The sequence below is a fragment of the Stenotrophomonas sp. 05L44_2 genome (assembly GCF_056665995.1).
Window position 1 is genome coordinate 1 of record NZ_JBFTNR010000017.1, and the last position, 12757, is coordinate 12757.

The window sequence follows — 12757 nt, forward strand, 5'->3', positions numbered from 1 at the left end:
GAACTGGCCCGGTGCATGCACGTCGGTCAGCAGCGAATTGCGCAGCGCCTGCTCGCGGCTCTTGCTGCGCCAGGCCTGGGCGAAGCCGAGGAAGAAGCGCTGGTCCGGGGTGAAACCTTCCAGGGTCTGGCCCGGCTTGCCCTGCAGCGACAGCTGGTAGGCGTCGTAGGCGGTACCCAGGCCGGCGACATCGGCGATGTTCTCGCCCAGCGTCAGCTTGCCGTTCACATGTACACCCGGGAACGGCTCGTAGCTGCTGAACTGCGCGGCCAGTGCATCGCCGGCTGCGTTGAACTGCTTGAGGTCTTCGGCCGTCCACCAGTTGTGCAGCTTGCCGGTGTCGTCGAACAACGCACCGGCGTTGTCGAAGCCATGGCTGATTTCGTGGCCGATCACCGCGCCGATCGCACCGTAGTTCACTGCGTCGTCGGCGGCACCGTCGAAGAACGGCGGCTGCAGGATCGCCGCCGGGAACACCAGGCGGTTTTCCAGCGGCACGTTCATCGCGTTGATGGTCTGCGGCAGCATCGCCCACTCGCTGTGGTCGACCGGCTTGCCCAGCTTGGCGATGTTGCGCTGGTACTCGAACAGCTCGGCGCGCTGCGCATTGCCCAGCGGATCATCACGACGGATGTCCAGGCCGGTGTAGTCGCGCCACTTGTCCGGATAGCCCATGCCCACGGTCAGGCCGGCCACCTTGGCCTTGGCGCTGGCCTTGGTCTGCGGCGACATCCAGGCCAGTGCATCGATGCGCTTGGCGAAGGCGGCGATGATGTTCTTGGCCATCTCGTCGGCACGTTCCTTGGTCTTCGCATCGAAGTGCTTTTCGACGTAACGCTTGCCGATGGCCTCGCCGACGGCATGGTTGGCGTCATCCACGGCACGCTTCCAGCGGTCGCTTTGCTGCGGCGTACCGCTCAGCGCGGTGCCGTGGAAGGCGAAGCGCGCATCGGCGAACTTCTTCGGCAGGTAGGCAGCGGCGCGGTCCAGCGCGTGGAAGGTCATGTAGTCCTTCCAGGCATCCAGCGGCTCGGTGGCCACCAGCTTGGACAGGCCGGCCACGGCCTTGGGCTGCCACACGATGAAGTCCTGCTGCTGGCCAAGCTTGGCGGCGTCCAGGAACGCGGCCCAGTCCATGCCCGGGGCCTTGGCGTTGAAGTCGGCCTGGGTCCAGGGGTTGGCGCCCTTGGTCACGTCATTGGTTTCTTCCTGCGTGGCATGCGCCTGGGCGATCTTCGTTTCCAGGGCGAGGATGCGCTGCGCCTTGCCGGCCGGGTCGGCCACGCCGGCCAGCTGCAGCACCTGCGCGATGTAGGCCTGGTACTGCTTGCGCAGGTCGGCCATGCGGCCACCGCCCAGGTAGAAATCGCGGTCCGGCATGCCCAGGCCGCCCTGCACCAGGTACGGCGCGGTACGGTCCGGCTGCAGCAGGTCCACCGACACCCACAGGCCGAACAGGCGGTCGGTGTAGAAGTTGGTGGCATTGAGCAGGTCGACGTCGGCGCGCACGTCGCCGCCGAGGGCGCGGGCCAGGCCGGCCTTGTCGGCGATCGCATCGATGTTCTTCAGCTGCGGCTGCACCGGTGCCAGGCCGCGCTGCTCGATGCCGGCCTCGTCCATGTAGGCGGCGTAGTAGTCGCCGATCAGCTTGTCTTCGCCGCTGGCCTGGGCGTTGCCGGCAGCGCCTTCCAGGATCGCGCGGGTGTCGGCCTGGGTCTTCTCGGCAATCACGTTGAAGCTGCCGAAGCGCGAGCGGTCGGCCGGAATCTCGGTGTTCTTCACCCAGCTGCCGTTGGCGAAACCGAAGAAGTCGTCACCGGCRGCGATGCTGCGGTCCATGCCACTGGCATCGAAACCAAAGCTGCCCAGCATCGGCTTGGCGGCAGCGGGGGGCGCCTCGGCCGGTGCGGCGGTGCCGGCGGCCGGATCGGCCGGGCGGTCGCAGGCGGCCAGGGACAGGCTGGCAACGATGGCCAGTGCCAGGGTGGGGCGGCGCAGCTTGGACATGGACTTCTCTTGCGGCGGAAAACTCCAAGTCTAATCCGCTGCGGGCCGGCTGGACGTGCTCGACAGGGCCAGCACTGTGCGTGATCTGGCTGAACACGCCGCAGCGATCTTCACGCGGTCACCGGCGTGGTGCATGCTGCGGGCTGGATGTCTGCAGCACCCGGGGGAGGGCGCATGCAGGACGGGTCGAGGCGTCAAGAATGGCGTCCGCCGGCCGTTGAGGTCGGGGATGTGGAGGAATCGTTCGCGCATGAAGCCAGCCGACTGCACAGGGAAGACCGACCGATGCCGGCGCTGAGACACGCGCTGGCCCGGCCGTTGCGTGCCATTACCTGGGGCGGCGTGGTGCTGGGCGTGCTGCTGGCGGCAGGCCTGGCCGCGATGCTGGCCAACGATTACCAGCGCCGGCTGGAAGCCGCGCAGCGGCAGAGCCGGGCGCTGGCGATAGGCAGCGAGCGCCTGCTGGCACTGGAGCTGCGCAACCTGGAACGGGCGATGGCCGGCATCGCCGCCGATGCCGCCGAGCTGTTCCGCACGGTGCCTGCGCAGGCGCCCGCGCTGCTGGACGCCGCCATAGCCGGCGTGCTGCGCCGGCACGCCGAACTGCACAGCATTGTCGTGCTCGATACCTATGGCCGCGCCCTGACCGCCGGCAAGGGCGACCTGCAGCTGCCACTGTGGACCGATCCGCAGCGACGCGGGCAGGGAAGTGCGCTGTACATCGGGCCGCCGCAGCGTGCCAGCGACGGTGGCTGGGTGGTGCCGCTGGCGCTGCCGATGGCTGGCGATCGCTGGCTGCTGGCACGGCTGCGCTGCGGCGAACTGCAGCGGATCGTGGGCGGTCTCGATGTGGGGCCCAGTGGTCTGGCCTCGATCAGCGACGCCGATGGCTACATGCTGGCCCGTGTCCCCGATCCGCACGGCACCGTCGGCCGCCGTTACACGCTGCCGGCACGCACGCTGCTGGGCCGGCAGGCAGTGGTCGAGCTGGGCAGCATTCCCGGCGCGGTGGACCAGATACCGCGCATCTCCACCATCAGCACCCTTGAGCGCAGTCCACTGGCGGTGCAGGTCGGCCTGGCAAACGAAGATGTGCTGAAGCCGTGGTGGCCGTATCTGCAGGCGGCGATTGCCATCATGCTGGCCTACGTGGCGCTGCTGCTGGTGCTGCTGTACGCGGTGCGCCGCAGTACGCACCGGCAGCAGTCGATGGCCGAAGAGCTGCGCACCGGCCACGCCGAGCTGCGCCTGGCCCATCAGGTGGGCCGCGTATGCACCTGGTATGTCGACGAAGACGCTGCGCTGCTGCGCTGGTCACCGCTGGCGCGCGAGATCTTCGGCGTGCAGACCGATGCGCTGCCGGTGGCCGAATTCTTCGCCCGCGTGCACCACGATGACAGCGCACGCATGCAGCAGGCTTTCGATCAGGCCTTCGCCGGCAACGCTGTACTCGACGAAGAATTCCGCCTGGTGCTGCCCGGCGGTGCCGTGCGCTGGGTTGCCGCGCGTGGCCAGCGGGTAGCGGTGGTCGATCGGCAGCGGCGCATGATCGGCGCACTGACCGACCTCAGCGAGCGCTACCAGGCACGCGAGCAGATGCGCCAGGTTGAACGCCGCTTCCGCCTGTTGTTCGATCGCAACCCCGCGCCGTTCTGGGTGTTCGATCCGGACACCTTGCGCTTCATCGAGGTCAACGAGGCGGCCGTGCAGCAGTACGGCTACAGCCGCGATGAATTCCTGGCGATGAGCATCCTCGACATCCGCCCACGCGAGGGCTGGGACGAGGTCAAGGGCGCGATCGCGCAGGTGCGCAGTGGTGAACTGCAGGACGCTGCGGTGCGCCTGCACCAGCGCAAGGATGGCACGGTGTTCGAAGTGCGCGTGCACCTGTCGCAACTGGATTTCGATGGCCAGCCCGCGTGCCTGGTGCTGGCCGAGGATGTCAGCGAGCGGCTGGCCTACGAGCGCGACCTGGCCTATCACGCACGCCACAACCCGGCCACCGGCCTGCTCAACGTGCGCGCACTGAGCGAACAGCTGGACGAGCAGGCCGGCGCCTACACCATCGCCTATGTGCAGCTGCGCGGGCTGCAGCTGGTGGCCGATACGCTGGGCCGCGAGATCGGTGATGCGGTCCTGCAGTCGATGGCCTCGCGCCTGGGCGGGCTGGGCGCGCGCTTCGGCCTGCTGGCGTTCCAGCCGGCGGAGGATTTCGTGCTGGCGATCGCGCCGGAACACAACACCCAGCGCGTGCTGGACGATCTGCTGCAGATCGTCTCGGCACCGATGCGCGGCCAGGATTCGCTGCACCAGTTCGAACCCCGCATTGGTGTGGCCGTACATGACGCCGACGCAGGCCACAGTGCCGAACAGGCGATCGGCATGGCCGCGCAGGCGGCGCACGCGGCCCGCGCCGAAGGCAACGTGGTGGCCTGGTTCGATGYGGCGGTGACCATCCGCCTGGCCGACCGCCTGCGCCTGGCCGGGCGCATCCACGCGGCCATCGACAACGAATTCCAGCTGTACTTCCAGCCGATCCGGCACGCCAGCGATGGCAGCCCGGCGTCGCTGGAGGCGCTGCTGCGTTGGCCGCAGGCCGATGGCAGCTTCATCCCGCCCAGCGAGTTCATCCAGTTGTGCGAGGACACCGGCCTGATCCTGGCGTTGGGACGCTGGGTGATCCGCGCAGCGGCACAGGCGCAGCGGCGTCTGGTCGAAGCCGGCTGGGGCGAGCTGTCGATCGCAGTCAATGTGTCGGCGGTGCAGTTCTTCAACAGCGATCTGGTGGCCGAGTTTGCCCGCGCGCAGCAGGATTTCGGCCTGGCCCGTGGTGCACTGCACGTGGAACTGACCGAGAGCAGCCTGATGCGCAAGCCGGCACAGGCGATGCAGACCATGCAGCGCCTGCACGAGCAGGGCATCCGCGTGTCGCTGGACGATTTCGGTACCGGCTACTCGAGCATGTCCTACCTGCAGCACCTGCCGCTGGACGTCCTGAAGATCGATCGCAGTTTTGTGGCCGACGTGGAGACCAATCCGCGCAACGCATCGATCTGCCGGGCACTGCTGTCGCTGGGCCACAGCATGGGGCTGACGATCATCGCCGAGGGCGTGGAAACGCCGGGACAGCTGGACTGGCTGGCCGCGCATGGCTGCGACCAGGTGCAGGGCTACCTGCTGGGACGGCCGGCACCGCTGGAAAAGATCATCGCGCAGCTGGATGAGGTTGTCGCCTAGGCCGCGCTTCGCGCTCGCCGGGCCATGCCCGGCGGACGCACGCTTACACCCCGGTTTCCACCAGGTAGTCGATGAAGCTGCGCACCTTGGGGGCGAGATGGCTGCGGCTGGTGTAGACGGCGAAGATGCCGATCGGCTCAGCTTCCCATCCGGGCAGGATGCGCACCAGGCGGCCATCGGCCAGGGCCTCGTGCAACAGGAAGTCCGGCTGCAGGATCACGCCCATGCCGGCAATCGCCGCTTCGCGCAGGACGTCGCCATTGTTGGCGCGCAGCAGGGTGGTCACTGCAACCTTCACTTCGCCACCCGGTCCCTGCAGGGGCCAGTGGTCGCCGGCGGCCCAGTAGCTGTAGCCGAGGCAGGCGTGGGTCTGCAGATCCTCGGGGGCCTGCGGTGTTCCGTGTGCGGCCAGGTAGGCCGGTGCGGCACACAGGCTGATCCGCGATTGGCCCAGGCGCCGCGCGATCAGGCTCGGGCCCGGTTCGCGGGTGATGCGGATGGCCACGTCGTAGCCTTCTTCGACCATGTCCACCAGGCGGTCGGACAGCGCCAGGYCCAGTTCGACCTGTGGGAAGCGCTCGCGGTAACCGGCCAGCAACGGACCGAGGCGGGCGATGCCCCAGCTGACCGGTGCGTTGATGCGCAGCGTGCCGGACGGCTCCAGCGCCTGTGCGCCGATGCTGGCCTCAAGCGCATCGAACTCGGCCAGCAGGCGCACGCACTGGGCGTAGTAGGCGGCACCGGCGCTGGTCGGGCTGACCCGGCGGGTGGTGCGGTGGAGCAGGCGGGTGGACAGGCGCTTTTCCAGTGCGGCGACCTGGCGGGTGACACCGGCCGTGGACATGTCCAGCGCCTGTGCGGCGGCGCTGAAGCCGTTGCGTTCGACCACCGCGACGAACACGCGCATGGCATCCAGGGTGTCCATTGTTGCGCCTTATGAAATAAATACGGTCGATCAATCGTATTTATCGGCAATGGAGGGTGCAATAACCTGTGCCCTGTCCCTGCCGAGGTGCCCCATGAACGCTACCGCCGCCCCCCTGTCCCCGCTCGCCCCGTATGCCGCGACCCTGCTGCGGCTGGCCCTGGGCGTGTTGTTCCTGGTCCATGCGCTGACCAAACTGCTGGTGTTCACTCCGGCAGGTACCGCGGCCTTCTTCGAGTCGCTGGGCCTGCCCGGCGTGTTGGGCTACCTCACCATCGCCGTTGAACTGGCGATTTCCGCAGCGCTGCTGCTCGGCATCTACGCGCGCTGGATCGGCCTGCTCGGTGTGCCGCTGCTGCTGGGCACCATCGTGACGGTGCACGGCGCCAACGGTTTCAGCTTCGCCAATGCTGGCGGTGGCTGGGAATACCCGGCGTTCTGGGCGCTGGCCCTGGTCGTGCTGTTCCTGCTGGGCGATGGCCGCTGGACCCTGCGTTCGCGCTGAACGTCCCTTGGCCCGCTGTCTGTTCCTGTGATTGGAGAAGATCATGTCCCGCCTGCCTTCGCTGTACATCTCCCACGGCTCGCCGATGACCGCCCTGCATCCGGGGCAGGTCGGCGTGCGGCTGGCCGAGCTGGCCCGCGACCTGCCGCCCCCGCGTGCGATCATCATCGCCTCGGCGCATTGGCTGGCCCGGCAGCCGCTGGTCGGCAACCATCCGCAGCCGCCCACCCTCCACGATTTCGGCGGCTTCCCACGCGAACTGTTCGCGCTGCAGTACCCGGCGCCCGGTGATCCGGCGTTGGCTGAAGAGGTGGCGGGCCGCATCGCCGCCGCCGGCCTGCCGGTGGCACTCGATCCGCAACGTGGCCTCGACCACGGCGCGTGGGTGCCGCTGCGCCTGCTGCACCCGCAGGCCGACATCCCGGTGGTGCCGGTGTCGATCCAGCCGATGCTGGGCCCGCAGCATCAGTTCGCGCTGGGCCGTGCGCTGGCGCCGCTGCGCGAACAGGGCGTGCTGCTGATCGGTTCGGGCAGCATCACCCACAACCTGCACGACTGGGGCCACTACCAGGACGGCAAGCAAGCGCCCTACGTGCGCCCCTTCATCGACTGGGTGGAGCAGCGGCTGGCCGCCAATGACCGCGATGCCCTGTTCGACTACCGCCGGCAGGCACCGTTTGCCGAGCGTGCGCATCCCACCGATGAGCATCTGCTGCCGTTGTACTTTGCGATGGGTGCGGCGGGGGAGGGTGGCTTCGGTGCCAAGCGCATCGATGCGGGTGTCGATGCCGGCTTCCTGGCGATGGACCTCTACCGCTTCGATGGTGCCGACCGCGCTCAGGACGCGGCATGACCCCACCGCTGCTGCCAGGGCTGGAACGCCCTGCACAAGGACGCGTGCAGGGCCGGTTGGCAGTGGTGCATGACGACGTGCCAGCACGCCGGCCTGGATCGGGCGGCGCTTGCTGTCGCGGTCCTGACGCGCATTCAGATGGCTGGGCGCAGTGGCGGCCTGCTGTGTTAAGTTTTTTCCCGTCCCCCGGCGCACTCCGGTTTTTCCGGCCCCACGCGCCGCTCCTGTGGAAGAAGCATGCACACCATCGAAGTCGTCCTGGCGATGCTGGTGGCCGTTGTCGCCAGCGGTTACCTGGTTCGCGTCCTGCCATTCTCGTTGCCGTTGCCGCTGGTGCAGATCGGCCTCGGCGCGGTGATCGCCGGCGTATTCAACCGCGGCCATGCACTGGAACCGGAAGTGTTCTTCCTGCTGTTCCTGCCGCCGCTGCTGTTCCTCGATGGCTGGCGCATTCCCAAGCAGGGCCTGTTCCGCGACAAGGGCGCGATCCTCGAACTGGCGTTCGGGCTGGTGGTGTTCACCGTGATCGGCGCGGGCCTGCTGATCCACTGGATGATTCCGGTGATGCCACTGGCGGTGTGTTTCGCGCTGGCCGCGATCGTGTCACCGACCGACCCGGTGGCGGTCGGCRCGATCGCTGCCAAGGCACCGATTCCCAAGCGCCTGATGCACATCCTGGAAGGCGAGTCACTGCTCAACGATGCCTCCGGCCTGGTCTGCTTCCGCTTCGCGGTGGCGGCGGTGATGACCGGTACCTTCTCGTTGGCGACCGCCTCGCTGACCTTCGTGTGGGTGGCAGTAGCCGGCCTGGCCGTCGGCGTGGCGGTCACCCTGGGCGTGTCCACGTTCCAGCGCTGGCTGTGGCGCCGTTTCGGCGAAGAGCCGGGCGCGGCGATGCTGGTCAACCTGCTGATCCCGTTCGCGGCGTACCTGCTGGCCGAAGAGATCAATGCTTCGGGCATCCTTGCTGCGGTCGCAGCGGGTATTTCGATGAGCTACGTGGAAATGACCGGCCGTGTCTCCGGCAGCATGCGCGTGCAGCGTGCCGGCGTATGGAACATGCTGCAGTTCAGCTTCAACGGCATCATGTTCGTGCTGCTGGGCGAGCAGCTGCCGGGCATCGTCGAACGCGCCACCACCACCATGAACGAGAGCGGCCACCAGAGCGCATGGTGGCTGCTGGTGTACGTGCTGGTGATCAACGCGACGTTGATCGCGCTGCGCCTGCTGTGGGTGTGGCTGTCGCTGCGCTGGAACCTGCTGCGTGCGCGTCGCCGCGGCCTGGAGCGTGGCGAGGCACCGAACTGGCGCATCGTGGTGGCCACCTCGGTGGCGGGCGTGCGTGGTGCGATCACCCTGGCCGGCGTGCTGACGCTGCCATTGTTCCTGCCCGATGGCAGCCCGTTCCCGGCACGCGACCTGGTGATCTTCCTGGCTGCTGCGGTGATCCTGTGCTCGCTGGTCGGCGCCAGCGTGGCGCTGCCGCAGCTGTTGAAGGGCCTGCAGCTGCCGGCCGATTCGGGTGAGCGCAAGGAAGAGGATCTCGCCCGCAAGCTGTCCTCGAAGGCCGCGTTGGCGGGCGTGGAGCGCATGCGCCAGCAGCTGGTGCTGAACCAGAACACCGAGAACGTGCAGCTGTACAACGACGCCGCATCGCGGGTGAGCCTGCTGTATCAGCGGCATCTGGACCGCGACAACCCGGACGTGGACCCGGAAAAGGTGAACCGGATGGAGATGGGCTATCGCCAGCTGCGCAGCGCCGGGCTGAATGCCGAACGCGAGGAACTGTTCCGGCTGACCCGCCGCGGCGTGGTGTCGGACGAGATCGCACGGCGGCTGATCCGCAACCTCGACCTGCTGGAATCGCGCAAGCGCGAATAATCGTGAAGCAGCAGCGCCGGATCAGCCCGGCGGCGGCTGCCGGTGGGTGCGGACCTTGGTCCGCACACCTTTCAGCCCTTACTCCGGCTTCTGTTCCAGGAAATACGCCTCGACCTTGCCCTTGACCTTGATGGTCATCGGGTTGCCGCGACGGTCACGGGCCTTGCCGGCCTGCACGCGGATCCAGCCTTCGCTGACCGAGTATTCCTCGACGTTGTCGCGCTCGACATCGTTGAAGCGCACGCCGACGCCGCGCTCCAGGGCCTGCGCATCGTGGAAGGGGCTGGCCGGGTTGATCGCCAGGTGGTCGGGAGGGGTATCGCTCATCGCTTCATTCACAGTGACGGCCACCACGGCCGGCTTCAGCGGTACAGGATAAACCGTAGAATGCCCCCCTGCTCCCGAGGACGTTCCGCCATGCCTGACAACAGCGACTATTTCGACTTCGAGGAAGACGCCCACGATTTCGACGAGGACGACTTCGAGGCGCGGGTCTGGAACCTGCTCGTGCTGATCAACCCCGGTGACGAAGAGCTGGCCCTGCAGCAGTTCAACCGCTGGCGCGAGCATCTGTCCGAGGACGGCCAGCCGCTGGAAGCCGACAGCGACTGGCTGCCGGCGCTGTTCACGGCCATCGCCTGGCAGTCGGGCTTCGAGGTCGAGCGTGATGATTTCGATTCGCTGCAGTCGGCGGTGAACGAGCTGTCGGCGCGCTTCAACCTGCAGCTGGACTGGGGTGGCGACCTGGACGACGAGGATTTCGCCGCGGGCCTGGATGGGGTGCAGCTGATGAGCACCGCCTTCGACCGCCTGCGCGAGCACAACTACACGCTGTGGAGCGTGGATGCCGGCAACGACGGCTTCAGTGGCTGGATGGCGCTGACCCGCGATGACGACGCCCTGCTGGCGCTGTGCTCGCTGCTGAACGTGGAAGTGCGCCTGGGCAGCGACCCGTTCTGAGATTCACCGGTAGCGCCGGGCGCGGCCCGGTGCCACCTGTACCAGCCTAGGGCTGGTACTGCGCCCTGGCGTTGGCGATCACCGCCTTCACCTGCGCCCGGTCCACATGCCGGGAAATGGCGACCGCACCCAGCGCGAGTGCCTGCGCACGCAGCTCGGCGGTGACATCGTAATGCGCCCCGCTGGCCTTGTTCTGGAAGGCCCGTGGAGGAATGCCGAGCTGCGCCGCCATTGCGTGCAGCTCGGCCAGGGTATCGGCCATCAGGTGCGCCCAGCGCTGACCGCGCCAGGGATGCACCGCGTCATCGACGTAGACCGACACCGCCGCCGCCGGATCAGGCCTGCGGCTTGCCGTCGGCGTCGGCGGCCGGAGTGGCCTCGGCGTCGGCAGCGCCTTCGGCGCCGGCAGTGTCTGCAGCCGCTTCATCGGACGCTTCGCCTTCAGCGGCTGCATCTTCAGCCTGCTCGCTGGCGAACTCGGCCACCAGCTTGTCCAGGTATTCCTCGGCGGTCTGGCCCGCTTCTTCGGCCAGGGTGTCGAGCAGCTTCTGCATCAGCTCGGAATATTCCAGGGTGACCTTGCGGCCTTCGGCTTCCTGCACGTTGGACAGGTGCTTGAGCATGGCCAGCATCGGCACCGGGTTGTCGGCGTTGCCCATGGTCTGGCCGCCGATGGCCAGCAGCCACTCGCGGCCCTGCAGGCCGATGGCGGCCACGGCCTGGCCGTCTTCGTTGACCAGCACGGCATGGTTCTGCACCTGCTGCTGGGCGTTCAGACGGAGGAACGGACGCTTGGTCTGCTGCTTCTTGCGCTTGTCGCGCTTGGCCTTGGACAACTTGGACATGGGGGTGTGATCACCTGGAGTCGGAAAGACCGCCATTGTACTGGGTGCCGCGCTGCGCGCTCGCCGGGCATGGCCCGGCGCTACCCTGGTGCGTCCGGATGCGGTAGCGCCGGGCCATGCCCGGCGAAGACGGGTCAGAGGGCAGCGCCCTTTCCTGCGGAACGGGATCCGACCCCGGCCTCACCCTGCGCGGCCTGCACGTCCGGGTCCAGGGTGGTTGCCGACAGGCCTACCTGCGGCCCGGCGCCGGCCAGCGCAGCTTCCTCGGCGGCCTTGGTCATCACCACGATGCTGATGCGGCGGTTGATCGGGTTCTGCGGATCGGCCTTGTCAAACAGCACCGACGAAGACAAGCCGACCACGCGGGTGATCTTGCTGTCTTCCAGGCCGCCATCGATCAGCGCGCGGCGCGCGGCATTGGCACGGTCGGCGCTCAGTTCCCAGTTGCCGTAACCGCGCGCGGCCGAATAGGCGGTGATGTCGGTGTGGCCGGTCAGGCTGATCCGGTTCGGCACGTGGTTCAGGTACTCGGCCAGCTCATGCAGGATCTGCTGTGTGTACGGCTTCAGGGTGGCGCTGCCGAGGTCGAACATCGGCCGGTTCTGCTTGTCCACGATCTGGATGCGCAGGCCTTCCGGGGTCAGGTCCAGCAGCAGCTGGTCCTTGAACGGTTCCAGCGCCTGGCTGCGGCTGATCGCTTCCTGCAGTTCCTTCATCAGCGCTTCCAACTGCTGCTTGTCGCGCTGCTGCTCGTCCACCGGCTGCGGTATCGACTTCTGCTGGTTCTGGAAGGGATCGTTGCTGTTGCCGCGCGAAACATCGGTGGCGCCGCCGAGCTTGATCATCGAGGTGCTGGCACCGCCCGGCCCGGCCATGCCCGGCGCCGGCGTCGCGCTGGAGCCGACCAGCGGGCTGGGGTTGCGGAAGTACTCGGAAATGGCCGCGCGCTCGGGCTTGCTGGTGCTGGCCATCAGCCACAKCACCAGGAAGAAGGCCATCATCGCGGTCACGAAGTCGGCATAGGCCACCTTCCACGAACCGCCATGGTGGGCGGCGTGGCCGGCCTTCTTGACCCGGCGGACGATGACGGTGGGCTTGGTCTCGGCCATGGCTTACTTGACCGTCTTCAGGTGCTGCTCGAAGTCGGAGAACGCCGGGCGCACGTTCGACGGCAGCGTCTTGCGGGCGAACTCCAGCGCGATCTTCGGGTTGTAGCCGCGCAGGCAGGCCAGCAGGGCGGTCTTCACCGACTCGTAGATGCGGCTGTCCTGCTCGGCACGGGCTTCCATCGCCGAGGCCATCGGGCCGACGAAGCCATAGCCCAGCAGGATGCCGAGGAAGGTGCCGACCAGCGCGCCGGCCACGTGGCCACCCACTTCGACGATGTCGCCGCCGATCGAGCCCATGGTGATGACGATGCCCAGCACTGCCGCCACGATGCCGAAACCGGGCAGGCCGTCGGCGACCTTGGTCAGCACCTGCGACGGCGCCATCGCTTCGGCGTGGTGCTTTTCCAGCTCCAGCTCCAGCAGTGGCTCCAGCTC

At 67.8% G+C, this 12757-nt stretch carries 12 protein-coding genes; 5 read left to right on the plus strand and 7 right to left on the minus strand.

What is annotated here, in order from left to right; all coding sequences use genetic code 11:
• On the minus strand, positions 1–2007 hold a 2007-nt coding region (locus tag AC1VAN_RS01110; protein WP_480985112.1), incomplete at its 3' end, for a M13 family metallopeptidase.
• 174 nt (positions 2008–2181) lie between these two features.
• On the opposite strand from AC1VAN_RS01110, the gene AC1VAN_RS01115 reads away from it, so the two are divergent.
• Positions 2182–5244 carry a bifunctional diguanylate cyclase/phosphodiesterase gene (locus AC1VAN_RS01115; RefSeq protein WP_480985113.1) on the plus strand — a complete coding sequence of 1021 codons (3063 nt, stop codon included), beginning with the start codon at positions 2182–2184 and terminating at the stop codon, positions 5242–5244.
• 43 nt (positions 5245–5287) lie between these two features.
• On the opposite strand, the gene AC1VAN_RS01120 is transcribed toward AC1VAN_RS01115, so the two are convergent.
• Entirely contained in the window at positions 5288–6169 is an 882-nt protein-coding gene (locus AC1VAN_RS01120) for a LysR family transcriptional regulator (RefSeq protein WP_480985114.1), read from the minus strand.
• Positions 6170–6263: 94 nt separating this feature from the next.
• On the opposite strand from AC1VAN_RS01120, the gene AC1VAN_RS01125 reads away from it, so the two are divergent.
• The 3 genes from AC1VAN_RS01125 to AC1VAN_RS01135 all read left to right on the plus strand — a co-directional run bounded on the left by AC1VAN_RS01125 (position 6264) and on the right by AC1VAN_RS01135 (position 9408).
• On the plus strand, positions 6264–6674 hold the full coding sequence (locus tag AC1VAN_RS01125) for a DoxX family protein (RefSeq protein WP_025878398.1): 411 nt from the start codon (positions 6264–6266) through the stop codon (positions 6672–6674).
• 43 nt (positions 6675–6717) lie between these two features.
• Positions 6718–7527 carry a dioxygenase family protein gene (locus AC1VAN_RS01130; protein WP_442251696.1) on the plus strand — a complete coding sequence of 270 codons (810 nt, stop codon included), beginning with the start codon at positions 6718–6720 and terminating at the stop codon, positions 7525–7527.
• A gap of 237 nt (positions 7528–7764) precedes the next feature.
• Positions 7765–9408 (plus strand): Na+/H+ antiporter, encoded by a 1644-nt coding sequence (locus tag AC1VAN_RS01135; RefSeq protein ID WP_480985115.1) that lies wholly within the window; start codon positions 7765–7767, stop codon positions 9406–9408.
• Between the two features lie 78 nt (positions 9409–9486).
• On the opposite strand, the gene AC1VAN_RS01140 is transcribed toward AC1VAN_RS01135, so the two are convergent.
• Entirely contained in the window at positions 9487–9735 is a 249-nt protein-coding gene (locus AC1VAN_RS01140; RefSeq protein ID WP_025878401.1) for a DUF3297 family protein, read from the minus strand.
• A gap of 90 nt (positions 9736–9825) precedes the next feature.
• On the opposite strand from AC1VAN_RS01140, the gene AC1VAN_RS01145 reads away from it, so the two are divergent.
• A complete protein-coding gene (locus AC1VAN_RS01145) occupies positions 9826–10368 on the plus strand; it encodes a DUF6630 family protein (protein ID WP_032977058.1) in 543 nt (180 codons plus the stop codon).
• A 46-nt stretch (positions 10369–10414) separates the two neighbouring features.
• Here AC1VAN_RS01145 and AC1VAN_RS01150 read toward each other — a convergent pair whose 3' ends face one another.
• The 4 genes from AC1VAN_RS01150 to AC1VAN_RS01165 all read right to left on the minus strand — a co-directional run.
• Complete coding sequence (locus tag AC1VAN_RS01150) at positions 10415–10690, minus strand: DUF4031 domain-containing protein (RefSeq protein ID WP_025878403.1); 276 nt, start codon at positions 10688–10690, stop codon at positions 10415–10417.
• 13 nt (positions 10691–10703) lie between these two features.
• A complete protein-coding gene (locus tag AC1VAN_RS01155) occupies positions 10704–11213 on the minus strand; it encodes a hypothetical protein (protein ID WP_032977057.1) in 510 nt (169 codons plus the stop codon).
• Positions 11214–11347: 134 nt separating this feature from the next.
• A complete protein-coding gene (gene motB, locus AC1VAN_RS01160; RefSeq protein WP_480985116.1) occupies positions 11348–12322 on the minus strand; it encodes a flagellar motor protein MotB in 975 nt (324 codons plus the stop codon).
• A gap of 3 nt (positions 12323–12325) precedes the next feature.
• Positions 12326–12757, minus strand: a 432-nt coding sequence (locus AC1VAN_RS01165) for a MotA/TolQ/ExbB proton channel family protein (protein WP_480985117.1), incomplete at its 5' end; no start/stop codon positions are given.

Coding starts and splice junctions, on each gene's coding strand:
- AC1VAN_RS01125 (WP_025878398.1), top strand. CDS start 6,264: ATGAACGCTACCGCCGCCCCCCTGTCCCCGCTCGCCCCGTATGCCGCG.
- AC1VAN_RS01130 (WP_442251696.1), top strand. CDS start 6,718: ATGTCCCGCCTGCCTTCGCTGTACATCTCCCACGGCTCGCCGATGACC.
- AC1VAN_RS01140 (WP_025878401.1), bottom strand. CDS start 9,735: ATGAGCGATACCCCTCCCGACCACCTGGCGATCAACCCGGCCAGCCCC.
- AC1VAN_RS01145 (WP_032977058.1), top strand. CDS start 9,826: ATGCCTGACAACAGCGACTATTTCGACTTCGAGGAAGACGCCCACGAT.
- AC1VAN_RS01155 (WP_032977057.1), bottom strand. CDS start 11,213: ATGTCCAAGTTGTCCAAGGCCAAGCGCGACAAGCGCAAGAAGCAGCAG.